Genomic DNA, 26,351 nt, shown 5'->3' with positions numbered 1-26,351 from the left:
CTAATCATAAATCACAACGAGGCAACCAGCCATCGGATGGTTGCCTCGTTGAATTAAGTATTAGAAACTGCGTCTGAAAATGAAGCGAACATAACCTTGGCCTCTGCCGCCGGCTGCATCCAGTTTCTTGATTGTGGCTTCAGAGAGTTCAACAAGATCATCAGCGGCATTGTTATGGTTGTTTGTGTTAATTTCTGATTTGAGTTTTGACATTTTGTTCACACCTTCTAAAAGAAACCACTATTATTAATGGCCAAACAAAATTACTATTGATTGAAACTTCATAATAGCCGAAAATACGCCATAAAATTGTCCTAAAATGCCAATAGGGCATTCTATGATTATCGCGTGCAGCATTAAACCGCCTCTTATATAAAGAAGGCCTTATTGATTACATGCGAATCAATACTTCTGAACCCGAACTAAATGTGGCTTTAAAGTACCCTTTAAATCATCCCCCAATGTGTCCCTCAAGACCTTGACAGATACCTGCTGCGCCGTGTGCGCCAGATGGACACATCTTATGTATTGGAGTTGTTGTATAATGATCCCGTCATCTGCTATTTTAACATGAGATGACGGAAGATGCATACCGTACACCTCTTGTGCCTCAAGCACGATTTTTAGCTTTGTAGCATTTTCTCTTTTCTTGATCACGTACAAGTTGCATGGTGTTTATGGCCCAGGATCATAAGAAAGAGGCAAGGGACTATGACACAGTTTGATCGCTTTGTCGGCATTGGTGCTGATAATCAGAATAGCCCCGAGTTGGTTGGAAACCCATCGTGTTCAATATGTATTTTTGTCCAAAGTTTGCTGGTGACAGCATACCATTTTTAGAGTGTTTGCGCTGCGGATTGTAAACATCTCGATATAGTCGAATATGTCCTGTCTTGCCTGTTATCGTGTTTTATATGTTTTGCGACGAATGCGTTCACGTTTGAGCAGACTGAAAAAACTCTCCGCAACCGCATTATCGTGGCAGTTGAACGCCTCTATAAACCTAGACAGCCAGAAAACGAAATTTAACAAACAACAACCAGAATAGGCATAATCCGGAACAAATAGAGTTTAAAAAGATAGAAATCTTACTCACATTGTTACAAAAAATAGGTTTTTAGAGATGTCCAGTTGCCCCAGCTGCTCATGCTCTGTTCAAGATTTTGCCACTTAAGGAATGACGTCCATTCCATGCTGGTAAACTGGGAACCTTATTCTGAATGTATCATGACCAGTTGCGTTGGTTTGCGCCGCCATACGGCCATAAGTAACGCTTGTAAAACAAGCTCTGTTGTTTGACGCGCTTGCGTCGACCAGCCGACAACACGCCGGGAGAATAGGTCAATTACAACGGCCAGATAGGAAAATCCTTTATATGTCTTGATATAGGTGGTGGCTGCTTCAGCCATGCGTAAAATCCACTGGGATTGACACAAAGCATAAGGCACATAGCATAGCACGCACAGAAAATTGCATACGATGCGCTTTGATAAACGCGTACTTCATTTTGCATCCTTGGTGAAGTACGCGGTGGCTTTTTTTTTAAGATGTCACGCTCCTCGGTAACACGGGCCAATTCCTGCTTCAATCGCCTGATCTCTGACGATTGATCATCCTGAGCCATTGCTTTTGCCGAACTGCCAAAACGCTTCATCCAGCTGTAAAGAGAATACGTGCTCACGCCCAGACGGGTGAAACATCGGTAATCCTCCCATTTTTTGGGAGTTTTTCATTAGAATTCACGCGGTCATTTTCAGTTTCTGTGCGGGTGTTATGCCGCCAATGACCATATTGGGCCGTTCATTGTTGTAAGTCCATAGCCACTGTGTGGCGAATTCCTGTGCCTCCTCGATGCTCTCAATGATGTATTGGTCGAGCCATTCATGTCGGACGGTACGATTGAAACGCTCGACATAGGCATTTTGCTGCGGCTTCCCAGGCTGGATGTGGTTCAAGGCAATTCCTTGCGTTTCGGCCCATTTCTTCAGTTTACCACTGATATATTCGGGACCGTTGTCCACCCTGATCACGGATGGCCTGCCGCGCCAGTCGATGATCTGGTTCAGGCTGCGGATGACGCGCTCAGCAGGAAGGGAAAAGTCCACCTCCATGCCCAGCCCCTCGCGGTTGAAATCGTCCAGAACATTCAACAGCCGGAATGGCCTGCCATATTCCAGGCGATCCGCCATGAAATCCATGGACCAAACCATGTTCGGCCCATCCGGTACAGTCAAGGCATTCGGTTTGTTCCGCCTCAAGCGCTTGCGTGGCTTGATCCTGAAGTTCAGCTTCAACTCGCGGTAGATGCGGTATACCCGTTTATGGTTCCAGCGATGCCCCAGGCGCAAGTAGAGAAAGCATAGCCCGAAGCCCCAGCTCTTGCGTGCCCGCGTCAACTTGATCAGCAAGTTGGCGATCTGCTCATTCTCCTCGTTCAGCTTCGGGCTGTAACGATAACACGTCTCGCTGACAACAAAGGTGCGGCAAGCCAATGCAATGCTCACCCCACGTGATGTCCCAACTTTCCCGACCATCTCCCGGCGTTGAGATGGCCGCGTCACTTTTTTCCAAGCGCCTCCTTGAGCAACTCGTTCTGCGTGCTCATCTCGGCATATATCTTCTTCAACCGCCGGTTCTCATCTTCAAATGCCTTCATCTGGCTGATCATCGACGCATCCATCCCACCATACTTCGCCCACCACTTGTAAAAAGAAGCTGTGCTCATGCCATGTTCCCGGCAAAGCTCGGATATAGGAACACCGCCTTCCGCCTGGCGAATAATGGAAAGGATCTGCGCTTCGCTAAATCTGCTCGTCTTCATCAAAATCTCCTCAATCAGTATGAAGAGAAAATTCTACTTCTAAATCCCTTTATTTATTGGGGGGATTACCCCTAGCCATTACGCCAATTACTGAATGAACGCTGGATATGCTTCCCGTCAAAACCTAAAACATCCAGCATAGTGAAGCCAATTAACACAAATCGCCAATAAGCCTTTTCTGCAAAACTAGGGTTGCATGAAATGCGTGTATCATCTAAATATACAACAACTGATAGAGCCTATCATTCCAAAAATAGTGTCGTATTCCACGAGTGCTTTTTTAAGAGCTTATAACCTTCCAATATTCAGATTGCTTTATCGCACGAAAAAAGGTGTGATGATGGATATCAACTAAATTGCCGGTATATTGTTCTCCTTCAAAAGGAGAAAGAACAATGGCATCACCAAAAGATGCCAATGTCCGTATTCGCCTTTCCCAATATGAAAAAGATATACTTCTAGAACTTGCCTCGTCCCACAACGCAGATCTGTCCCACATTATCCGCCGTCTGATTTTGACGGCGGCAGGTGAAGGGCCATTGGTAGACCCGCATATCTCTCAATCCATCAACGCGCTTTGCTTCCAATTGCGCGCCGTTGGCACTAATCTCAATCAATTGGCCCGTGTCATGAACAGTGGCGCGCGATTAGAAAATTCCGAACTCTCCGAAGTTCTGGAAAATCTATGCACAACAACCAATGCATTGGCCGATATCTATGCCGAAATGATCCTGACCGCGAAAAAGCGCATCGGAAAAGGATTGGATCATGGCTAAGCAGATCTATAATCCGTTTCATTTAAGGCCTGAATATATCGAAAAAGCAGAGCCAGAAACACAATCAACCCTTAGCCGTTTACAGCAAAAATTCATGATCAAAGCATCCAGGCATTCTATAGGGGTGATCAACAGCTCGGCTAGAAAAGAAGCAACAGGCGTCTTGAACAGCATGGAGGATACCGGCACACCTATTATAAACAGAAACGCACATGCTATAGCGATCAGTCAGCCGCGCCAGAACGCCATGAAAGCCGTGATGAAAAATACATCACCCCCGCTTTCGACAACATCGGTTGTTGTCACGAGTTTTATCAGTCCATTTGACGAGGAAGAAAAGACAGAAGCAAACGATTCCCGCGGCCCAAAGGCGCTACCCAAAAGACGAAAAGTTTATGGCAATGCCATTAATCTCGCACCAACCACAGTTCATAGTCGAATGAAAGCCTATCTTAAAGGTGCTCAGCCGGCTGTCGTTAAGATGGCAGGTACGGGTGGGGGCCTACAATCAGCGAGCAATCTTATGCGCTATATATCGAGACATGCAGATATGCCTTTGGAACGAGAAAACGGCCAGAAGATTACGACACTTAACGAACAAAATGAGATGTTGCAGGACTGGCAACATTATTTAGATAAGCGCAAAGCCTCCCGTGATGTTGTCACATTGACAGTCAACATCAAAAACCCGGACATTGATCCCCCCAGGGTACAACGTGCCTTGGAGGCGGTCTATAAGGAACAGAGATTGGTCAGCGGTGTGGTTCAGTCTGAATCAGAACCTGATAAAATCATTGCAGTGATAACGATCGCTTCGACCAAAAAAGGACGTATCAAAACCACCGATCATGCCTTGCAGCAGGTGAAAGACAATCTTTTGAAAAAGCACGACTTGAGTGCAGAGGATATAGATCTATTGTACGGAAATGTCGGCCATGGCGTTCACGGATTGACACAGCAGTTCAAAGCCGCGTTACAGGAGACACATACACTTAGTGGCCCTAAAGATGATAACGTTACCATTGAGAACAGCGATAAAACGGCACGATCATGGCGGCGTTCGCTTCGTTCCAGCGGCAATCGCGATATTATGCATCTTATCATCAGCGCACGCGCCGGAACTGACCAATCGGCAATTTTGAAATCAGCTCGCAGCTTTTTAGCTCATGAATTTGGTGATCATAAATATGCCTTCGCCCTTCATGGCCCCGATGATACCGCAACTGACAAAAGAACGGGCGAGCATAAGGCGACAGCGCATAACCATATCCATGCCATGATTGTGATGCGGTCAGTCCATGAGCAAAAGCTCAATCCAAATATTGAGGATTTCCAGCGCTGGCGTGAGAACATGGCGTTTTTTGCCCGACAATACGGCATCGACATGGTGGCAACGAAGCGCGGTGAAACGTTATCACCGGATCCCTATAGCAAGAATGAACATGAATTGGCCAAAAAAGGAAAGGCTGGCAAGCGGATAAAGGAGAAGATAGAGGCCAAACGGCAAAGGAAGAAAACAGCACCGACCAGGCGAAACCAGAGTCAGGCGATATTGGATTCGGTTTCGGCAGTAAGCGATATCCGGAAAAAGGCAATCAAGGAGAACGATCAAGCTTTAAGCAATGCTGCTGACAATTTCATATCCAGCTATGGAAACCTTGATCAACTCGAGCATGCGGACGAAATGCCAGATAAATATCATGGCAGGCCGGAGCGTGGAAATCCACAAGAACGGAATCAAAAACAAACGCAAGAGGCGTATAGCAATGTAATGTATGACGCACTGAACGCTCATGCTTGTTATCAAAAATATGGCGTGATAGAGCCTTTGATAGAAGCGATAAATCAGTGGTCAAATCTGATAAAGGATGATTTAAAGACCGGTCCTGCGCACCAACCATTTTATCTACAAAAGAGCATTGATGAATTCAAAAAGCTTTATGGGCAAATATCTTCGGCAATATCTTCAGAAGCCAGTTATTCGGATTTTTGGGAATCAACCAAAGTCGGTGCTGATGACATATCCCGTATAAGTGCTGAATATCAAAAAACTTCGGAAAAAAAACGGTCCAATCACAAAAATGGATTAGTTGATATGCACATAAAGAGATAAACACTATCGGACACAAATCATAACCATCAGCATACGGATGAAGAAGAGGATACAAGAGTATAATAGATAAGACTGCTTCCAACACTGTTAGAATAACAGGACGGGATATCTTAACGGTAGCTTATGGTTTTTGCGTACAAATAATGCACCTTATTTGCGTACAAAAGTATAAAAATAAAGTTAAATAGTTAAACATATCAGTAACTTGGCTTCAAGTTCAACGCCTCTTCTGGGCACCAGCTATTCATATTACATCTAAACTTTATAAACATTCTTTTCTAAATAATAAATAAAGTGAAGTTCCATCTTTTTCTTCAAGTATTTATGCTTGGTTTAACGTAAATTATTCCCTTCGATATGCTTTAAAACTTGAATGTAGAAATAATGTTAAATTAAATAATTTCTATAAGAAACATGATTGATAAAATAAGCGAAGACGATGAAATGCTGGATAATTTTAAATATAGTATTCTTCTCTAAAAGAGAAGAATGGATACCAAATCATATCTCAGCCAATTTTTTTGTGCTATATTGGAAATTACATTTCTTAGCCATGCATGGATTAGGTCAGCATCTTTTCGATGATGCCAGATTTGAAGAAATTTAAATGTTGGGATTTCAAATGGGGATCGAAAACATTTCAATTGTTATGACAGCCTATATCCTCTAACCTTCTTTTAGCTAAAGTGCGTATAAGATCGGTATTCTTAATAGATCTATTGGCTATTCGCCAGTGTGGTAATGATAATACGATTTACCTTTCGTAAAATTTTTTTAGAGCGTTATCGACTCTATTATCCAAACCAGATCTCATATTTACAGAAGTATATGAGTAATTAAGCCATTCATGTAAAGATAGAGAGCGGTCTGCTAGAATATTATTGCTTGACGTTAAACAAGAGAATTTTTCAACGAATAATAAGTTAGATTTTATAATTCCTAGGGTAAGTTAGGAAATATACCAAAAGCCATATCGATTTCACCGTCAATGACATCCGCTAGCATAGCTTCTCGGCTTTCTTGCGTTACTATGATATTGATCTTAGGAGCGATTTAGGGCTAGGTTTCTATTAATCTTGATAGAATATATATCCGCAATAATCTAACATAGCCAACCGAAACGTTCTTCGTGTTTCACCGGGATTGAATTCGGAGTCATTAAGCAAGCATTCCAGTTGCTTGAGTAAGGCGGACAATGGATTGAGTAGATTGAGAGCCTTTACAGATTATTCCATTTTACCCAAATGTCGGATCAGAAGTGGTTATTTAAGTATCTGCCTTAAATTAGAAAGGGCATGGCTTAGTGCACGCTGATTTTAGTTAAGACGCATAGCCGCTCTTGATACATCTTTTTCCGTTAATTACCCTTGTAGCGTTAGCAAAAGATTTTTATCAATTTTTTTCAATTTATTCATTTTATAAATACCAAAATTTTATGAATACCAAATTAGATATATTTAGAATTTCCATTTATTTTACGAATAAAGCATGTTCTTTAACATGACAAACATCACCCTGAAAAATTTGGGGCTTTGATTTTGAGACTACAATGAGAAGACTTCTTAGAAATGGCAATTGTATCTGTCCTGCCTGTCATTGCTTTGATGACAGGCATATTATTAGTAACTCACTCATGGAAAACCACAAACACGACAACAGATCATTTAAATTTTAAGAACCATTTTTACAATTTTTGTTCTGCCTACCGTTCATTTGCTAATGTCAAAAAATATACAGAAGAATAAATAATGTCCCATTCAAACGCATCTTTACTCTTAGTTTCTTTTACATTTATAGCTTTTGTTTCGGGTGCCTCAGTGCCTTTTCAGGCGGCTAGAAATGCAGCACTTGGTAGATATCTCGGACATGCTATGCTAGCGACAGCGGCATTATTCATCGTAAGTTTCATATTAGTGGCTATAGTTAAGAGTGTTTTTGCATATTACTTTGCCTTACATTTTCACTATTTTTAAAATATCGGCATAGACATACTTCGGTGGAGTCGCAGGTGTCATATACATTTCTGCCGCATTGATTATCGCACCACGGATTGGCGTTCTCAATTTCATGGTGGCTGTGATAGCAGGTCAGCTTCTCATATCCATTGTTATCGATCATTTTGGTTTGGTGGCAATGCCTATACGTCCAGCTTATATTGGGCGGGTTTTTTGTGCCTTAGTAATGTTTTAGGTGCGATAATTGCTCAGTTTGGAAACAGTTTCACAAAATGATGAACCAAATGAGAATAGGATTGAAACATAATCATTTTATCAAAAAATAATAATTAACAAAGTTATAGTCAAAGGCTTATGAGTATCATTATATTTTTAAATGAGAGTTGAGAGCGCTTTTAACAAACATTTTAAATACTAAATAGGGTGTTGTATCTCAAAGCAAAATTTAAAATTTTACTGAAGCGATTGTAGGCATTCAGAAATTACTCTACCTTATTGCTAATGGTCTTTATTGATAAGCGAAACATTATGATCTAGCATGAATGTTTGTATGTGCTGTAATTTTATACCTTGTGCAATCGCAATCATTTACAAAAAAATAAGTAAAGAAAAAGACTTGCTTTTGACATTTTATTACACACATCTAACTTATGACAGATTTTTAATGAAGATATGGAAAGGCATGATTTTATGACTAATCGTAATCAAGAAAAAAATATAAAAGTTATTGATGTTGAAGCCATTGATGATGCCGATGACGCAGCTTTTGGCCCTATTGATACAGTTGATGTTTTTGATGATATTGTGAATGGTTCAGATAGTGCAGAACGTATAAGAGATATAAAAATAGAGGATCTGGATAATCCTTTGAATAATGAGGATCAAAACACTGTTGCTGAAAATATTTATGCAAGTCAGCCAACCAGAGATGAAAAAGAATAGCATTTCAAATATGGCGGCTATCTTAGTTTGTAGATTGGAAGATCACACACATTTTTCATCCATACAATAGCATAGACATCGATTTTTTTAATTTAATCGCTTAATTTTAAAGATAAATATTAGCGGCATTTAAATGCAGCGGCGATGTGCGATAAAATAGCTTTAATCACATGAATATTATAATCAACGCCCAATTGATTGGGAATAGTGAGTAAAAATGTATCGGCCTCCGCTATCGCTTCATCCCTGACTAATTGCTCAATCAAAATATCAGGTTCTGCATCATAAGAGCGACCAAAAATAGCCCGCGTCTTTTCATCAATAAACCCTAATTGATCCTGTTACTTTCCTGATTGTCCCAAAAAGCACGATCAGGATTATTAACCAAAGCAAAGATACTACGGCTGACCGGCACGCGCGGCGAACGTTGATGACCTGCTTCCTTCCAAGCTTTATGATCTAGGCGTATTTGCTCTGCCTGTTTTACATGAAAAGGATCACCCGTTTCATCATCTTTCAAAGCAGAGCTTTGAAGATTGATACCAAGTTTTACGGTCCACTGTGCTGTAGCATAAGACACTGATCCTCACCAAATGCGCTTTCGCAAACCCGATGCATAAGGTTCTAAACGCAAATTGCCTTCAGGATTTGGAAACATTGGGGGCGGATTAGGACGTGTAAAGCCCTTGCCTTTTAAAAGATTGTAAAAACTTCTCCATGGTTTCGACCAAGATCCGCAAAATCTTGTCCTTCTTTAAGCCGATATCCGAAATAAGCTCATCCATCGATTGCCTGCTCAGGAGAACCGCGACTAATGCCAAGCTGCAACCGCCCATGACTAATCAAATCTGCTGCACCAGCAACTTCAACCATATAATAAGGATTTTCATAATGCATATCGATAACTACTGTGCCAATTTCAATTGCGTTTGTTTTTGCACCAATTGCTGCAAGCAAGGGAAAGGGGGGGAGGCAAGCTGGCGCGCAAAATGGTGTTCCCGAAAATAAGCGCCATCAGCGCCCATTTCTTCAGCCGCTACTGCTATATCGATGGATTGAAGCAAAACATCTGAGACAGAACACGTGGCTGAATGCACTGACGACCGCCAATGGCCAAATGATAAAAATCCAATCTTTTTCATTGTCTTAGGTTTCTAAATTTGAACAATTATTCAATACGTTAAAAAATACCAATCAAACTTTTCTTTCTTATGCATTTTAACATATGCCTTTATCGCGTATTTGAAAGACAGCTATAACGAAGATCAAAGTTTGATATGGTATAACAACTTCCTTTTCCTTTTTTTGCTAAACAAAACGCACGTTCATCACTATTTGAAATTGTATAACAACTTCCTTTTCCTGTTTCAGCTAAACAACGGTTGCGCAAATTTGATTGTGAAATAGAATAACATGTGCCGCGTTTTTGCTTTGCTAAACAATATGCACGTTCATCACTATTTGAAATAGTGTAACAACTGCCTTTTTTTGTTTCGGCCAAACAACGATTTCGTAAGTCCGATTGTGAAATAGAATAACATGATCCGCGTTTTTGCTTCGCCAAACAATAAGCGCGTTGATCACTATTTGAAATAGAATAACAATGATCGGCTGCGTAAGCACGCAAATTTAAAGAAACGATAAAACAACAACTTAAAAGAAAAAAATACATTTTTAGACAATGAGTCATTATATTTTTTAACAATCCGTATTTTTAATTGTATGACCTAATAAAACATAAATGATCTGTAGGGTTTTTAAGATTTGATGCCGATGCATGGCTTCTGTCAAATGAATTTATAGGAATATTCCTATAAAATAAAACATTAAAAAAATTTTCTATTTGCTATATTTCAAGACAGTATCATTGTGTAGTGAATGGCGTGCTAAAAGGACTCTGTCACTTTTTTATAAGCTTGGTATTGTTAATAACTGAGAATAAAATTTGATGATTACAACAAATGAGTTCTCGATTATGTGAAGGCATGTGTTTCACACTTCCAATGCACTTATAGTAATCTTAAGCATTGAGGGCATCATCCAAATTGAAAAATATTCAAAAAATACCTTCTTTGCAAAAAAGAAAGAAAACAATCTGGAAATTCATATCTGTTTCAGTATTTCATACACAGTATTATTATTTCAAAAAAACTTATTTACCATCTTGCCGCAATTGTAACACAGTGTTATATTACGTGTTGTAACTTAAGGTGATCGACCAATTCTACGAGGTGTTGCCATGGCTGATATGATGAAAACCGCTGCATTTTATTCTATGCTGATTATCGGATTAAATGCAGCTATTGCACTTGCTGTTTTGAGCTTAAACTAAATACGTTTCAAATATAATGATTTATGTTCCGAATATTTTTCAGGTTTATTATTTTCATCAGTATAAACTTTAAAAATTGAGGATTATGCCTCCATTATATTTGTAATATTAGTATATGTTTAATAAATTGCATTAAAAAATTATGTGAAAATTTAATAGGACATAAACAGTTGAATGGGATTTTTGATCACTCTCATCAATAGGTAAGAAGCAGTCGTTTAATTCAAATATATGTAGTATTTTTAGTTTACATTTCTATATTCTGAGAACCCGCGTAAATTTCAAATCCATCTTTTCGTGCGCGACCAATTAATGTCATTCCTGCACGTTCACCGATACGAATGGCTTCGGCTGTTGGTGCTGAAACAGCTACAATGCTGGCAACGTTTGCCATTGCGGCTTTTTGTACCATTTCTGTCGACAAGCGGCTGGTAACAATAATAAAGCCTTGATCACGCGGTGTTTGATGACGAATTATAAAACCACATAATTTATCCAACGCATTATGCCGCCCAACATCCTCTTTCAAGGCAATGATACCATCGCTGAAAGAATAAAAAGCCGCTGCATGTGCTGCACGCGTTTGTGCATTTAAAGTTTGGTAATCATACAATCTTTCAATCGCATTAAAAATATGGTTTTGGCTCAATATAACAGATGATGTAACATACGGCACATCACGCATAGCAGCATCGATGGACTCTATACCACATAAACCACAACCAACAGGACCTGCCATATGACGACGCCGCGTTTGGAAAGCATCGCGACGTGCAATTTTTAAAAAAATTTGCACGTCAATGCCATGAGGAAGAGACAAAATTTTTATAGATTCGATCTCACTTGGATGAGCAACAATTCCTTCTGTAAGTGAAAAACCATAAGCAAAATCTACCAAATCATCAGGTGTTGCCATCATGACAGCATGCGTCGTGCCATGATATGATAAGGCAATAGGAACTTCTTCAACGACATATTTGGTTGTTTTTTCAAACTGTCCATTATGAACTCGATTGATCTTGATCGTCGTAAAAGTTTGATATGTGTCTTGAATTTCTTCTAAATCTGAAACTTTAGTGTTAGGCTCAAAAAAAACCTCTTTTTTTTCTCGATCAATCATAGTTATTGCCATTCTTGTTTTGTCATAAATCTCGTATTTATGCGTGCAAAACGCTCATATCAACTGTTATTATTTTTCAACTGTTATTATTTTCCTGAATATCTGAATACTCAAAAAGTAAATACAAAAACACTTTATGTGATGTGCTTACGATGCCTTGTCAAAGGTAACTAAAGTGCTTAACTAAAGAAAATGTTTTTCAAAGTGGAGGAAAGATGACCATACGTGAAATTGATGAAGACGTTTTTGTAAGCGGTCAGATCACAGAAGAATTTGTTGACGAATTGGCCCAAGCTGGTTTTAAAACGATAATCTGTAATCGTCCCGATAAAGAAGAAACAACACAAATAGATTTTGCGCGCATTAAGGAAAAAGCTGAAAAATGTGGCATGGACGTATATTATATTCCCGTATCACCACCACAATTAGAACAAGCAACGATAGACCATATGCAAACTACCTTGCAATCTGCGAAAAAACCAATCCTTGCTTATTGTCGCTCTGGTAGTCGATCATCACAATTATATCAATTGATTAAAAACCAAACCACAATTGATAAACCACACTGTCCATAAGAATCAAACATATATGTAAAATAGTATAAGGCTTTAAAAACGGCTGAGATATTTTCTTCCAGCCATTGTAAGCTTAGTACATTAAAATTATTTTACCTTCAACCTTAAAGCATAAAGGTTTTAAACCATATACTATTTGACAAGACGGCGAACCCATCCATCAAAAGCTTGAAGAATATTCGTTAAAAAAGTTTTTGAATCGTCATTAACAGCCTGTCCATCGTCTGTTACGATATTTTGGATATGACCGATATAGGCTTCGGGTTGCTGCATGGTTAATACATCATTAAACACCAAAGCTTGACGCAATTGATGATTGGCTCCAAAGCCACCCAATGCACCTTGTGAAATCGAAATAATAATTGCTGGCTTGCCATTCCAAATGCCTTGTCCATAAGGACGCGATCCCACATCAATAGCATTTTTCATAACACCGGGAATGGAGCGATTATATTCAGGCGTAATGAATATGATGGCATCAACAGTTTTCATTTCATCACGAAAGCGCGTCCATTCTTTTGGAGGATTAGCCGTTTCTAAATCCTCATTATAAAGAGGAAGATCATCAATCTCTACAAAATCCAATGTAAAATCAGCAGGTTTTAAACCAATCAAAGCCTTTCCTAATTTACGACTATAGGATTCTTTACGAATACTGCCGATTACAACGGCAACTTTATATTGCTTTGTCATTTTTTACCTTCCTATAAATTTACAAAGTTTTTCTTATAATAAAACAAAATGATTTATATTTAAAATAATTATAATCAAACAAACTGTTTAAGTTATGTTGACGATGAATAATTTAAAAATTCTTAACCATAGTCCTTAATCGCTCTGAAATTTCTTATCTCTATCATGTGAGAGTAAGCAAGCCTTGGTTTGTGTAAATGAGATAAGGATCATACAATGGTCAAACGAATTTCTGATGCATTGGAATTATCAACACATACGAGAAAGAGCCACTTTATCAATAGTTTGTTAGAATATGCCCTCATAATCGTCATCTGTTTGATTGCTATAACGGCGACATCTTTCGTCTTAGTCGAACAATTTAAAAATCTTATACAGACAGAAGAGTCTGTATCGTCACTGTCAATTTATGATCAGTCATCACCATAAATAGAACCATTTATCTATCCATCACTCTAAATAAGTCTATATTCAGTGCCGTTTAAAATAATTAAAATTTTAATAAAAATTTGTTTTGAGATTTCTTAGCGCTAATCGGTGTATTATAAGAAAAAAAGATAAATACTAAGGCAAAGATCAATTAAAAGACAAGTTAAAATCGTATGTTGCTGATATCCCAATGCTGAACTGATTTTTATCACCACGTTGTTGAACGAGTGAAGAATCACCCGCATCTCCAGTTAAGCGGCTATATTCACCAAAAACACTGGTCGTGATTTTTGATGTTGTTTGCCATGTTAAAGCACCACCAAAACCTATTGATTCAAAACCACTATCGGGATGAAATTCGCGCAATCCTGAGCGGAAAGATTCATGAGCACTCACACCATAATATGTTTTAAAATAATCTTTTGTAGCATAAAACGCTCTCGGTCCGCCAGAAAGACGCAATTTCGGCGTCAAATCTTGAAATGCATCAGCGGACAAATCAAGTGTAACGCCTTTATGACTGCGAATACCTTGGCGCAATTCACCACGCAAACGCAACCAGTCTAAAGGATAAAGCTCTGCAAAGCCGCCAATTTCACCGCCCCATTTGACTTTTTTCAGTCCTTTAAGATCATCAGAAGTACCGCTATCGCGACTTTCTAATATTTTTCCAACCAAACCCATACGAAAAATATTACGCTCCAAAAGTGCGAAGGACATATTATCATTTAATGAGGAAAAACGAGGCCCTGGCCCTGCTTTGTCAATCGAAAAAATTGGACTTATGCTCATATCATAGCGGTCTGCACCCTGATATTTTGGAGAATGATAAACAGAAGCGCCAAGCGTTAAAGTCCACTCACCACTATAAAAATGATTTTGTTGGGTTTTATCAATTGCATAATTTTGATCATCATATCCAGACTGATCATAATGAGTAGGAACTGTTTGGCCTGTTTGATAATCATAAAGGTTTTGAGCATGAACGGAAGAACCTAATGCCAATCCCAGAACAAAAACATTGCTAAATAAAACTTTTGAGAACCAATTAGACACAAAAAACTCCCGATGCATTCGATTGTCTTTCACATAAAAAAATTGTGAACACAATATTTGTCTGGTGACATGGTAAAAAAAATTTTAACATTTCATCGCATAATATGGAGATAATATCTTAGAATTATTTGTCTTCTCAGCCAATATAAAAGGGAAAAAATGATCAAATTAAAAAAAACAGCAAAGATTGCGTTTTACTTTTTCAAAATTGAAAAAGTAAAGTTTTTGTCCAAAACTGATAATGGCTGAACATTTTTCAATATTTTTTTAGCGTCTGATTTATCCTTATTCATCTGATTAAGCAACGGTTCTAAACCACCAAACTTTAATTCTTGTCGCAAGAAAGCATAGAATGACACAGAAGCAACTTCACCATATATTGTGTCATCAAAATCAAAAATGAAAGTTTCAAGAAGCGGTTGCCCATCACTTTCAACTGTTGGCCTTTTGCCAAAGCTTGCCACCCCGTTATAAAGTGAACCATCTGAACGCCGAAACCGAACAGCATAAACACCAAAGGCGAGACTTGTTTCATGAGGAAGCGCCATATTGGCTGTTGGAAAGCCTAAACTGCGTCCTAATTTTCTTCCATGGATAATTTCACTCGTCACAGTATAACGATACCCTAAAAGAGAATTGGCTTCATCCACCGCGCCTCTTGATAAATCATGACGAATACGACTGGACGAAATCACACCACCATTATCGTCACAAAAAGGCGCGATGCTGATAACATCAAAATGATTTTCTTGACCTGAATTTTTTAAATAATCTGGGTTACCACTTCGCTTCCGCCCAAAATGAAAATCACTTCCCGTTACAACTGTTTGCGCTGAAAAACCATTCTTTATGACGGTATTGATAAAATCATCTGCGGTTAAATTGGCAAATTCTGCATTAAAAGTTTGTTCAACCACACCATCAAAACCCAATAATTTAAAAATTTCAGCCTTTTCTTGTGCATTAGTCAAACGATCAACGGGTTTTTGTGGTTGAAAAAAACTGCGTGGATGAGGCTCAAATGTATAAACCAAAGTGGGACAGTTTTTTTCACGAGCAAAGCTGACAGCTCTTTTTAAAACGGCTTGGTGACCGCGATGCACACCATCAAAATTACCAATAGCAATGACACCACAGTGATAGTCTTTTGGCAATAAAGCCAAATCATTTAAACGCAAAAAATGGGATGTCATTGCAAAGACCACATAGTGGCTATTGGATGAGAAGAAAATTTGTTCACAAGGGCAAAAAGCTTGTCTTCATAAATATGGCCATTTTCACTATATTCAAGATAATGAATGCCTCCTAAAATGAAAAGAACGTCTATTCCAAAATGTTCTCCACCCTTAACATCAGTCAACAGACCATCACCAATAGCTAAAATTTTACTCTTGTTAATCATTCCTCTTTGAGCAGTAACCTTTTCATAAGCAAGATCATAGATTGGGCGATGGGGCTTTCCAGCAATCAAAGTGCGCCCTCCTAATAAGCCGTAATCACGAGCCAGAGCGCCTGCACACCATATTTCTGTTTGCCCACGATGAACGATAATATCAGGATTTGCACATATAAAAGGCAGATTGCGAGATCTCAAACGATGCAATAACTCAACATAATCATCTGGAGTTTCTTTCACATCATCGAATAATCCCGTACACACAATTGCTGCTGCTTCACATTCTTCTACAAGGTCAACATTAAGACCATCAAAAAGCCCTAAATCTCGATCAGGACCAATATGGAAAAGCTTGCGTGGTACCTCTGCAATAAGTGTTCTTGTTGCATCACCAGACGTCACAACAAAATCATAAGCCTTTTCATCAACCGATAATTTTAAAAGCTGCTCTTCAACATCTTGATGAGGACGTGGTGAATTTGTCAATAACACAACAGTTTTTCCAGAGTTTTTAGCTCTTTTTAGAGCATCAACAGCTGGTTTAAAAGCCTGAACACCATTATGAACAACCCCCCAGACATCACAAAAAATGGCATCATAGGGTTTATCCAGAGCTTCTAAATTTATCGCCTTATCCATCTGGCACCTCAATTTTGTGTTGCATAAGTGACACCTACCTTAAGATGAAAAAGATGTCATCCCCTTAATTCAATTGGTTATAACCAATCTATTTCTTCTTATTTAAAAATAGGATAAAAGAATAAAAATGCTATATTTTAAAAATTTATTTTCCATTAAAATGAGCATTTACAGCTTGCGCGATAACGGATGAGCCCAATATGGATGTTTCACTAAAGACGCTCAACTTACAAGATGAAAGCGCTCTTTATCAATTTTTAAAAAATAAAATATACCGTCTTCAACCGACCTATTCAGAAGACGACATACGCGCTTATCTTGTCACAACACTCAAAAAAATACTTGCTGATGGTCGACGCAATGCAGAAATCCTGTTAAAAAAAAATGGAAAAGGGCGTCAATGCGCACAATATTACAGCCAATGCATTGATGCAGTAATTAAATCTCTCTATCGCATCATTGCCCATCATATTTACCCACTTAAGGAAAAGAACTTCTCACCTTCCATCACACTTATCGCGGTAGGAGGTTATGGTCGCGGAACACTTGCACCCTATTCTGACATTGATCTGCATTTTCTTTTCAAAGACGAATTAACACAATGGGATCATCAATTTATTGAATATTTTTTGTATAGTTTTTGGGATATTGGATTGAAAGTCGGTCATGCTGCGCGCACAATTGCAGAAGAAATTGACATTGCCCAAAAGGATATAAGTGCTCGAACTGCTCTTTTAGAAGCACGATTTTTAAGTGGTAATCAAAAAAATTTTGAAACATTAATGCAACGCTTTGAAGATGACATTGTCAAAGGAACATCCCCTGCCTTTATTCGTGCTAAACTTTTTGAACGCGATATTCGCCATGAAAAAGCTGATAAAACACGCTATCTTGTTGAACCAAACGTTAAAGAGGGAAAAGGCGGACAACGTGATTTACAAACGCTTTTATGGATTATTCAATATCACTACCGCGTCATCCAAACCGATAAACTCGTCACAAGAGGAATTTTATCAAAATCAGAATTAAGGATATTTAAAAAAGCTGATGATTTTTTATGGGCAGTGCGTTGCCACATGCATTTTTTCAATAAAAAAGCCCAAGAACGTCTTACTTTTGATATACAACGTGATATTGCTCATAGACTGGGTTATACAGCACATCCTGGACTAGAGGATGTTGAACGTTTTATGAAACATTACTTTTGGGTTGCAAAACAGGTGGGGGATTTAACACGTATTGTTTCAGCAGCTCTAGAAGAAGATTATGCAAAACCCGTTCCGGGTTTAAACCAGGTTTTTTTAACATTTTCTCATGAAAAAAAACATATTGAAGACAGTCCAGATTTTGTTATTGAAAACCAGCGCATTAATATTCTTGATGATGAAGTTTATCAACGTGATCCTGTCAATCTTATTCGACTTTTTTATCTTTCCGATACTCTTGGTTTAGATTGCCACCCCCATGCTGTGCAAGAAGCATCTCGTGCGCTGAACCTCATCACACCGACAATACGCGAAGATAAAAAAGCCAATCGTTTGTTTCTTGACATTCTTACCTCACCACGTGATCCAAGTTTAATCTTACGTCGCATGAATGAATCGGGGGTCTTAGGGAAATTCATTCCTGAGTTTGGAAAAATTGTCGCTATGATGCAATTCAACATGTATCATCATTATACCGTAGATGAACATCTTTTGCGTTGCATTTCATTTTTAAGCGAAATTGACCGTGGCGAGGTTTATGATGACCATCCAATTGCCTCTTCCATTCTTCCTACTTTTAAAAAAGAACGAACAGTTCTTTATTGTGCACTTTTTCTTCATGATATTGCAAAGGGTCGGCCAGAAAGCCATTCTATAGTGGGGGCACGCATTGCACGTAAATTATGTCCACGTTTTGGGTTATCGCGTCGAGATACCGAAACAGTAGCATGGTTGATTGAAAATCATCTCATCATGAACAGAATCGCACAATCGCGAGATCTTAATGACCGAAAAACAATTGAAGATTTTGCAAAAATTGTTCAAACAATGGATCAGCTTAAATTACTATTTATCCTTACAATATGCGACATTAAAGGCGTTGGTAAAGGTGTTTGGAATGGTTGGAAGGGTTTATTACTGCGTACACTTTATGATGAAACGGCTCTTGTTTTAACTGGTGGATTTTCACAAATTTCAAGCTTTGATCGCATTCATCTTACACAAAAGCAATTAAGAGATAGATTGTCACAATGGGATGAAAAAGACTATCAAAACTATCTGGCTCTTCATTACAACAATTATTGGTTGACAGTCCCACTTGAAGATCAAATACGTCACGCACATTTTTTCAAAAGAACAGCTTTGGAAAAGACCTCTTTAAGTATTATGATGACACCGCGTGCATCAGAAGATGTGACCGAGATCACACTTCTTGCTCCCGACCACCCACGTTTATTATCTATTATAACAGGGGCTTGCGCTGCCGCTGGCGCCAATATTGTTGATGCTCAAATTTTTACGACATCTGATGGACGTGCTCTCGACATTATACTGATCAAACGCGCCTTTGACTTTGATGAAGATGAAACGAAAAGGGCACGACGTGTCAAAGAAATCATTGAACAAGCTTTAAAAGGAACGATTCGTTTGCCTGATGAAATTGCACGACATGCGCCCCCAAAACGGACAAGAAAAATCTTTGATGTCACGCCAACAGTCGAGATAAACAATGATTTGTCTGAAACATTCAGCGTTATTGAAGTAAAAAGTATGGATAGACCCGGTCTGTTATCTGATTTGACAAAAACATTATCAGATCTTTCACTTGATATTGCCTCAGCCCATATTACAACTTTTGGAGAAAAAGCTATTGATAGTTTTTATGTTCGTGATCTTATTGGACATAAACTAACCAATCCGCAACGTCAAACACGCATATGTCATAAGTTGCTTTCAATCGTCCAAACTCAAACAGCAGATATTGTCAAAAAATCATGAGCCTTATTAAAAAATTTACTACAGTCGCATCAGGCACGTTAATGAGCCGTCTTTTTGGTTTTATCAGGGAAATGCTTATGGCTGCAGCTGTTGGAACCGGACCTGTTGCTGATGCCTTTAATGCAGCCTTTCGCTTTCCAAATACATTTCGCCGTTTGTTTGCAGAAGGAGCTTTTAATTCTGCTTTTGTGCCTTTATTTGCTAAACAAATTGAAGAAGACAGGGAAAGCGCAAAACGATTTTCAGAAGAAGTCTTTGGCGTTCTTTTTTCAATTTTGTTCATTTTAACACTCATTTTAGAATTCAGTATGCCAACATTGGTGCGTTATATAATTGCACCGGGATTTAGTGATGACCCAGCAAAATTTAATGCGACAATACGTTTTGCCATTATTATGTTTCCCTATCTGGGATGTATGTCACTTGCAGCAATGATGGCTGGCATGCTTAACTCTTTGCACCGATATTTTGCCGCAGCAATTGCGCCTGTTTTTCTCAACATCATATTAATTGCTGTTCTTTTATGGGCATGGCTCACCCATCAAGATGTTTGGCATATTGGGCTTGGTTTATCATGGGGGGTTATGGCATCAGGAATTGTTCAATTAGCCATTGTTTGGTTTGCCACACAAAATGCTGGAATGAAAATTGGGTTTCGTTTACCCCGTTTCACAAAAAATGTTAAAAGACTTTTATGGCTTGCACTACCAGCAGCAATCACAGGGGGAATTACCCAAATCAATCTTTTGATCAACACGGCTATTGCATCAGGACAAGCGGGGGCTGTTTCGTCACTGGTTTATGCTGATCGACTGTATCAGCTTCCCTTAGGCGTTGTCGGCATTGCTGTTGCTACAGTGCTTTTGCCAGAACTTTCAAGAGCTCTTCGGTCTAAAAAAATGGAAGAAGCTGCAAACTTACAAAACAGATCTATCGAATTTACACTTTTTCTTACACTTCCAGCTTCTGCTGCATTCCTTATTATGTCAGAACCTATTGTGCGCCTTTTATTTGAACGCGGACAATTTAGCGCACAATCAACATCAGTTGTTGCAATACTTTTAAGCCTATATGGTTTGGGATTACCCGCTTTTGTGCTTATCAAAGCATTTATTCCTGGCTTTTTCGCGCGTGAAGACACAAAAACACCCATGGTTTTTGCTGGTATATCAGTTGTTGTTAATATTAGCTTAGCACTGACGCTTTTTCCAATAATTTCAGCACCTGGCATTGTCATTGCTGAAATTACAGCAGGGTGGGTGAATGCATTGTTATTATTTATAACTCTTTTAAGACGCGGTCATTGGCATCATGATCATGCACTTTTAAAACGCATACCCCGTCTTATTCTTGCTGCCGCAGTTATGGCTGTATTTATACATTACGCCCTCGAATTCTTAGCACTTCCTTTATCCTCATCTTCCCCTTTTCTTTATCAGATATTAGCGGTATTAAGCGTTGTTTTTGTCGCTATGATTGTTTATTTCAGTTTGGCTTTTGTTTTAGGTGGCACCAATATATCAATGATAAAAAGGGGATTGAAACGAAAACCTTAGATCTTTACTTGCATTCAAAGATGAGCTTTGCCAAAATCACAAATAATAATCAATTTAGGACATTACGTCATGACCCCAATTCAATCGCGTGTTTTTTCTGGAGTACAAGCAACAGGCAATCTTCATTTAGGCAATTATCTTGGCGCGATCAAACGTTGGGTAGAATTGCAAAAGAGCTATGAATGTCTTTATTGCGTTGTCGATATGCATGCATTGACTGTTAATCCTGATCCCATCGATCTTATGCGATCAACAAGAGAAGTAACAGCCGCTTTTCTAGCATCTGGCATTGATCCGAAAAAACATATTGTGTTTAATCAATCTCGTGTTTTTCAACATGCCGAATTGGCGTGGATCTTTAACTGTATTGCACGCATTGGTTGGATGAATCGCATGACACAATTTAAAGATAAAGCAGGCAAAGACCGTGAAAATGCCTCTTTAGGATTATTTGCCTATCCAAGTCTCATGGCTGCTGACATCCTAGTTTATCGTGCCACACATGTTCCTGTAGGGGATGATCAAAAACAACATATTGAACTTACGCGTGATATTGCGCAAAAATTTAACAATGATTATTCCTCACGCATTAAAGCGTTAGGAATAGGCATGGAAATGCAAGTGGGCGATGATAAAGTTAACGGTTATTTCCCAATGACGGAAGCTCTCATTGGCGACACCGCTATGCGCATCATGTCATTACGCGATGGCACAAAAAAAATGTCAAAATCTGACCCTTCGGATCTCTCAAGAATTAATTTGATTGATGCAGCTGATGATATTGCTAAAAAAATTCGTAAGGCAAAAACAGACTCTGAACCTTTACCTGACACCCTCACCGCTTTAGCGACACGTCCTGAGGCCGACAATCTCGTAGGAATTTATGCGGCTTTAAAAGGAGTGAGCAAACAAGATGTCATTAATGATTTTGCGGGAAAACAATTTTCTGAATTCAAACCTGCACTGGCTGATCTTGCCGTAAGCGTTCTATCTCCAATCACTGAAGAATTACGCCGCTTAAACAATGATCCTGGCTATATTGATCATGTCTTACAAGATGGTGCTGAAAGAGCCGCTATACTTGCTGAAGGCACTATGAAAAACGTCCGTGATATTGTTGGTTTTTTACAAAATAAATAATATGTTAAGACTAAATACATTTCACAGCCGTTGCTTAACATAAGTAAAATAAAAATTTTTTCATAAAAATATTTGCACAAGGATAAATTTCGTTTAAATTCTTTTTATGTTTTGTCGAACACTTTCAATATAACAATTACGAAACAGGTAAGGTCGTTATCGTTAAACAAGACACAGATTCAAAAGCAAAAAAACAAATTTTTGCTGAAATAGATTTTTTACGCGATCTTGTTCAACAAGCGCCAGGTTTTGTCATTGTCTTGTTGGACCGCGATCATCGCTTTTATATGGTCAACAATGCGTTTATGAAACTTGTAGGCGACCGTGATCTTATCGGCCGCACAGTGGCTGATGCCATGCCAGAAATTCCACGACAAGGATTCACAGCATTGTTGGATCATGTTTGGGAAACGAAAGAAGCATTTCATGGTGAAAGCCTACCCGTATTGATTGAAAGACCTGACGCGCAAGAACCTGATCTTCGTTATGTCGATTTTATCCATCAGCCGATTAAAAATAATCGTGATGAGGTTATGGGCATATATGTGCAAGGCATTGACATTACAGAACGTAAAAGTTTTGAAAATAAGCTTCATATTCTTGCCCATGAATCAGCACATCGCGTTAAAAATATTCTTGCAATGGTTAATGCGATTGTGACACTCACCTTACGCAGTCAAAAAGATAAAGAGAGCGCTATTGCAGCCGTAAGTGCAAGATTACAAGCAATATCTGCTGCCCAAACAACATTGCTCGACGGAGGCACTTCTTTACAAAGTGATCTTGAAAGTCTGATTAAAAATGCATTAGCTGTCGCGGTTGATACCTTTGGGAATATTACAATTTCTGGTCCCAAAACCAACATTTCTGAAAAAGCAGGCTTGCCATTGGCTTTGATATTTCATGAATTGATGACCAATGCGATCAAATATGGTGCGCTTTTAAAATCAACAGGTAAAATATCAATCACTTGGTTTAAAGACGATGATGACATGATCCATATACATTGGAGTGAAATAGGGACCGTAAATTCTGCACCTCCCGAAAAAAAAGGATTTGGATCTGCTTTAATTCAACGTGGATTAAGCTTTGATAAAAGAAATAAGGTTGACGTGAACTACAATGAGCAAGGGGTTAGTTGTGTTATTCAATTAGCAGCTGCATTATAAAAAGAGGCAATAAACATGATTTCAAAAAGACTGAGCCGTGAAGAAGGACATAAACGAAAATTTCTTGCCATTATTGATGAGACGCCAGAATGCAGGCTAGCGGTTGCTTACGCCTCTCGCAGCGCAAAAAACACAAATGGCACCCTCATTCTTCTTTATGTGATCGACAGTTCCGAATTTCAACATTTTTTAGGCGTAAGCGATATCATGCGTGCAGAAGCAGAAGAAAGAGCGCATATGACATTGGCGCATGTATCGGCTGAAGTGCGTGATATGCAGGGTATTGAGGCTGAAATTAGCGTTAGAGAGGGACAAAAAGCCGACGAGATTGCCAAATTAATCAATGAAGATCAAGATATTGCACTCTTGGTTCTCGCAGCATCATCCAACGCAGACGGACCCGGACCACTTATTCAATCCATCGCGGCAAAAGGGAGTAGTTTTTCTATTCCCGTAACAATTTTACCTGATGAATTAAGCGATGAAGATATGGATGCACTGACTTAAAAAATAATATCCTATTTTGATCTTGAAATTAACATAATAAATAACTCATATAAAATATATTGTAACTCTGACCTATCATGCCTTGACCATGAAAAGGAATTTAAAATGTTTATTCAAACGGAAACAACACCAAATCCTGCTACTTTAAAGTTTCTTCCAGGACGCATTGTTTTAGAACAAGGTGTCGCTGATTTTCGTCAACAAGAAGCAGCATCTAAAAAATCACCTTTAGCAGCTAAATTATTCGCCATTCCTGGCGTCTGTGGTGTTTTTTTTGGCTATGATTTTATCACTGTCACTAAAGATAATGGTGAATGGCCACATTTAAAACCTGCTATTTTGGGGACCATTATGGAACATTTCATGTCTGATCTTCCTGTTATGGCTGGGCATACGGTTATGACAAATGACGAAAATGGTGAAGAATTTTTTGATGAAAAAGATGGAACTATTGTTGAAGCCATTAAAGAATTGATTGAAACACGCGTTCGCCCCGCCGTTGCCAATGATGGCGGCGATATTACATTTCGTGGGTTTGATCATGGTATTGTCTATTTAAACATGCGCGGTTCATGTGCAGGATGCCCGTCGTCAACTGCAACCCTCAAACATGGCATTGAAAATCTGTTGCGCCATTTTGTGCCTGAAGTGATGGGTGTTGAGGCTATGCCCCAATAAATTACCAATATACATGGTCGTCAAGCCTTTCTTAGCAGACGACCATGTCATGGAAGAACAACGCTATGAAAAACTCATCTCAATTTGCTGTGCTATCATAATGAATAACAAATGCTAGCGTAATATTTTATATCATTATATTTTAAAAATTTGATACAAAAGCGGATCATTTCTTACAATCTGAGCATAAAAACGTGCATTCTTTGTCAGTTACATAGTCTGATACACTTAACAATAAGCCATGTTGCCCAATTATTTATTAAGCATAATTTTGAAACTTTAATCACATCATCTGTAAGATGTATTGTAAAAAAATAGTTTAAAAATAATTTAAAAATTAATCTTGTACCTTTTTCACAAACTCTGATTTCAAGCCCATTTGTCCTACACCTGGTATTTTACAATCAATATCGTGATCGCCTTCAACAAGACGAATGTTTTTGACCTTGGTTCCCACTTTCACAACCAAAGAGGACCCTTTAACTTTTAAGTCTTTGATCACACTTACTGTATCACCATCAGCCAGAATCGTTCCATTAGAATCACGCACTACATATTCTTGTGTACTGGCACTCTTATCGTTCCATTCATGTCCACATTCTGGGCAAATAAAATGCGTTTCATCTTCATAAGTATATATTGAATGGCATTGTGGACAGGCAGGAAAATCACTCATCTTATATTCATCCGTTAACTCTATGTATTTTTTTCCTTTATGCGATGAACTTTACGATAAATCAACCAAGACCATAAATCTCGCAGTATTAAAAATTCCGACCATTATAAAATAAAAAGAATATTTATATTAAGATACTATTTTACAGTGTACTTTTTTAAACTTACCGAAGTCATAAGTATCGGATTTGAGCGTGATGCTTCTATCATGACGCGAACAAAACGCCCGAAACATTCATTAGCCTAATCACACAACATTCATAATCCTAGTAAAATGAGATCGCATACAGAAAGATAAAAAAAATTTATTGGATGTCCTTGACATTTTAATTTGTGATTTTTATCTCTTATAGTGAAGTTAGCACTCGCAAGATGTGAGTGCTAATTCAAGGCTCTGTCCTATCAGACAAAGTCTTTATTAAGTGAGCTTAAATAGAGTTGAAACAATTTAAAGGTTCAAAACATGGCTAACACTAAATTTCGCCCACTTCACGATCGCGTAGTCGTTCGTCGGGTTGAATCAGAAGAAAAAACAGCTGGTGGTATCATTATTCCAGATACAGCAAAAGAAAAGCCGCAAGAAGGTGAAGTTATTGCTGTAGGTCCTGGTGCTCGTGATGAAAGCGGCAAACTTGTTGAGTTGGACGTTAAAACAGGTGATCGTGTGCTTTTTGGCAAATGGTCAGGCACTGAAGTTAAGCTTGGTAACGAAGATGTCCTTATCATGAAAGAATCCGACATTATGGGAATCCTCGGCTAATTACCGTTTTTTCATAAATTCTAATCATCAATCCG

General features: G+C 38.6%; 22 protein-coding genes and 3 pseudogenes. 14 read left to right on the top strand and 11 right to left on the bottom strand.

Features of this window, described 5'->3' with window-relative positions; translation table 11 throughout:
• Window positions 1-60 precede the first annotated feature (60 nt).
• From ME5_RS10625 to ME5_RS10355, 3 genes and pseudogenes are all read right to left on the bottom strand, one after another.
• Window positions 61-213, bottom strand: coding sequence for a hypothetical protein (locus tag ME5_RS10625; protein ID WP_008038584.1), 153 nt, complete (start codon window positions 211-213; stop codon window positions 61-63).
• Window positions 214-775: 562 nt separating this feature from the next.
• A pseudogene (locus ME5_RS10970) lies at window positions 776-1,690 on the bottom strand (DDE-type integrase/transposase/recombinase); the annotation flags it as partial.
• Window positions 1,691-1,739: 49 nt separating this feature from the next.
• A protein-coding gene (locus ME5_RS10355) for an IS3 family transposase (protein ID WP_155799370.1) occupies window positions 1,740-2,821 on the bottom strand; the annotation gives its coding sequence in 2 pieces (ribosomal slippage) (window positions 1,740-2,560 and window positions 2,560-2,821; 1,083 coding nt in all).
• A 395-nt stretch (window positions 2,822-3,216) separates the two neighbouring features.
• On the opposite strand from ME5_RS10355, the gene mobC reads away from it, so the two are divergent.
• The 5 genes and pseudogenes from mobC (at window position 3,217) to ME5_RS03800 (ending at window position 8,607) form a co-directional block, all read left to right on the top strand.
• A complete protein-coding gene (gene mobC / locus ME5_RS03820; RefSeq protein WP_008038578.1) occupies window positions 3,217-3,597 on the top strand; it encodes a plasmid mobilization relaxosome protein MobC in 381 nt (126 codons plus the stop codon).
• Window positions 3,590-5,710 (top strand): hypothetical protein, encoded by a 2,121-nt coding sequence (locus tag ME5_RS03815; protein ID WP_008038575.1) that lies wholly within the window; start codon window positions 3,590-3,592, stop codon window positions 5,708-5,710. The genes mobC and ME5_RS03815 overlap by 8 nt, the downstream gene beginning before the upstream one ends.
• Before the next feature lie 1,748 nt (window positions 5,711-7,458).
• Entirely contained in the window at window positions 7,459-7,683 is a 225-nt protein-coding gene (locus tag ME5_RS10870) for a DMT family transporter (RefSeq protein ID WP_008038573.1), read from the top strand.
• Between the two features lie 28 nt (window positions 7,684-7,711).
• Window positions 7,712-7,900: pseudogene (locus tag ME5_RS10865) on the top strand (DMT family transporter); the annotation flags it as partial.
• Window positions 7,901-8,355: 455 nt separating this feature from the next.
• Window positions 8,356-8,607 carry a hypothetical protein gene (locus ME5_RS03800; RefSeq protein WP_008038571.1) on the top strand — a complete coding sequence of 84 codons (252 nt, stop codon included), beginning with the start codon at window positions 8,356-8,358 and terminating at the stop codon, window positions 8,605-8,607.
• 119 nt (window positions 8,608-8,726) lie between these two features.
• Here ME5_RS03800 and ME5_RS10735 read toward each other — a convergent pair.
• The 3 genes and pseudogenes from ME5_RS10735 to fdhD all read right to left on the bottom strand — a co-directional run bounded on the left by ME5_RS10735 (window position 8,727) and on the right by fdhD (window position 12,059).
• Window positions 8,727-9,749, bottom strand: a pseudogene (locus ME5_RS10735) (LLM class flavin-dependent oxidoreductase).
• A gap of 89 nt (window positions 9,750-9,838) precedes the next feature.
• The gene (locus ME5_RS03785) at window positions 9,839-10,279 is read right to left on the bottom strand and encodes a hypothetical protein (RefSeq protein WP_245256483.1); all 441 of its coding nucleotides are present in this window, start codon (window positions 10,277-10,279) and stop codon (window positions 9,839-9,841) included.
• 907 nt (window positions 10,280-11,186) lie between these two features.
• Window positions 11,187-12,059, bottom strand: coding sequence for a formate dehydrogenase accessory sulfurtransferase FdhD (fdhD, locus tag ME5_RS03780; protein WP_008038566.1), 873 nt, complete (start codon window positions 12,057-12,059; stop codon window positions 11,187-11,189).
• 215 nt (window positions 12,060-12,274) lie between these two features.
• Between fdhD and ME5_RS03775 the strand changes: the two genes are divergently transcribed.
• Complete coding sequence (locus ME5_RS03775; RefSeq protein ID WP_008038565.1) at window positions 12,275-12,634, top strand: protein tyrosine phosphatase family protein; 360 nt, start codon at window positions 12,275-12,277, stop codon at window positions 12,632-12,634.
• Between the two features lie 132 nt (window positions 12,635-12,766).
• Here ME5_RS03775 and ME5_RS03770 read toward each other — a convergent pair whose 3' ends face one another.
• Entirely contained in the window at window positions 12,767-13,327 is a 561-nt protein-coding gene (locus ME5_RS03770; protein ID WP_008038564.1) for an NADPH-dependent FMN reductase, read from the bottom strand.
• Window positions 13,328-13,543: 216 nt separating this feature from the next.
• Between ME5_RS03770 and ME5_RS10340 the strand changes: the two genes are divergently transcribed.
• Window positions 13,544-13,756: a hypothetical protein gene (locus ME5_RS10340; protein WP_008038563.1), complete on the top strand. Its 213-nt coding sequence runs from the start codon at window positions 13,544-13,546 to the stop codon at window positions 13,754-13,756.
• A 147-nt stretch (window positions 13,757-13,903) separates the two neighbouring features.
• On the opposite strand, the gene ME5_RS03765 is transcribed toward ME5_RS10340, so the two are convergent.
• The 3 genes from ME5_RS03765 to ME5_RS03755 all read right to left on the bottom strand — a co-directional run bounded on the left by ME5_RS03765 (window position 13,904) and on the right by ME5_RS03755 (window position 16,847).
• Window positions 13,904-14,812 (bottom strand): MipA/OmpV family protein, encoded by a 909-nt coding sequence (locus tag ME5_RS03765; RefSeq protein WP_008038560.1) that lies wholly within the window; start codon window positions 14,810-14,812, stop codon window positions 13,904-13,906.
• A gap of 194 nt (window positions 14,813-15,006) precedes the next feature.
• Window positions 15,007-16,005, bottom strand: coding sequence for a bifunctional riboflavin kinase/FAD synthetase (locus tag ME5_RS03760; protein WP_008038558.1), 999 nt, complete (start codon window positions 16,003-16,005; stop codon window positions 15,007-15,009).
• Window positions 16,002-16,847, bottom strand: a complete 846-nt coding sequence (locus ME5_RS03755; protein WP_008038556.1) for a TIGR01459 family HAD-type hydrolase — start codon at window positions 16,845-16,847, stop codon at window positions 16,002-16,004. The genes ME5_RS03760 and ME5_RS03755 overlap by 4 nt, the downstream gene beginning before the upstream one ends.
• A 200-nt stretch (window positions 16,848-17,047) precedes the next feature.
• Here ME5_RS03755 and ME5_RS03750 point away from each other — a divergent pair, with 200 nt between their 5' ends.
• From ME5_RS03750 to ME5_RS03725, 6 genes are all read left to right on the top strand, one after another.
• Window positions 17,048-19,831: a [protein-PII] uridylyltransferase gene (locus tag ME5_RS03750; protein ID WP_008038554.1), complete on the top strand. Its 2,784-nt coding sequence runs from the start codon at window positions 17,048-17,050 to the stop codon at window positions 19,829-19,831.
• Entirely contained in the window at window positions 19,828-21,387 is a 1,560-nt protein-coding gene (gene murJ, locus ME5_RS03745; protein WP_008038553.1) for a murein biosynthesis integral membrane protein MurJ, read from the top strand. The genes ME5_RS03750 and murJ overlap by 4 nt, the downstream gene beginning before the upstream one ends.
• A gap of 69 nt (window positions 21,388-21,456) precedes the next feature.
• A complete protein-coding gene (gene trpS, locus ME5_RS03740; protein WP_008038551.1) occupies window positions 21,457-22,527 on the top strand; it encodes a tryptophan--tRNA ligase in 1,071 nt (356 codons plus the stop codon).
• An 86-nt stretch (window positions 22,528-22,613) separates the two neighbouring features.
• Complete coding sequence (locus tag ME5_RS03735; RefSeq protein ID WP_342413255.1) at window positions 22,614-23,696, top strand: sensor histidine kinase; 1,083 nt, start codon at window positions 22,614-22,616, stop codon at window positions 23,694-23,696.
• Window positions 23,697-23,711: 15 nt separating this feature from the next.
• Window positions 23,712-24,203 carry a universal stress protein gene (locus tag ME5_RS03730; RefSeq protein ID WP_008038546.1) on the top strand — a complete coding sequence of 164 codons (492 nt, stop codon included), beginning with the start codon at window positions 23,712-23,714 and terminating at the stop codon, window positions 24,201-24,203.
• Between the two features lie 105 nt (window positions 24,204-24,308).
• Complete coding sequence (locus ME5_RS03725; RefSeq protein ID WP_008038544.1) at window positions 24,309-24,881, top strand: NifU family protein; 573 nt, start codon at window positions 24,309-24,311, stop codon at window positions 24,879-24,881.
• A 337-nt stretch (window positions 24,882-25,218) separates the two neighbouring features.
• Here the strand turns inward: ME5_RS03725 and ME5_RS03720 are convergent, their stop codons facing one another.
• Window positions 25,219-25,557: a zinc ribbon domain-containing protein YjdM gene (locus ME5_RS03720; RefSeq protein ID WP_008038542.1), complete on the bottom strand. Its 339-nt coding sequence runs from the start codon at window positions 25,555-25,557 to the stop codon at window positions 25,219-25,221.
• A gap of 462 nt (window positions 25,558-26,019) precedes the next feature.
• Here ME5_RS03720 and groES point away from each other — a divergent pair, with 462 nt between their 5' ends.
• A complete protein-coding gene (groES, locus tag ME5_RS03715; RefSeq protein WP_008038538.1) occupies window positions 26,020-26,316 on the top strand; it encodes a co-chaperone GroES in 297 nt (98 codons plus the stop codon).
• The last annotated feature ends 35 nt before the right edge of the window (window positions 26,317-26,351 follow it).

The sequence above is a fragment of the Bartonella tamiae Th239 genome (assembly GCF_000278275.1).
Lineage (GTDB): Bacteria > Pseudomonadota > Alphaproteobacteria > Rhizobiales > Rhizobiaceae > Bartonella > Bartonella tamiae.
Note: the sequence above shows the minus strand (reverse complement) of the source record. Positions and strands in the feature narration are given on the sequence as shown.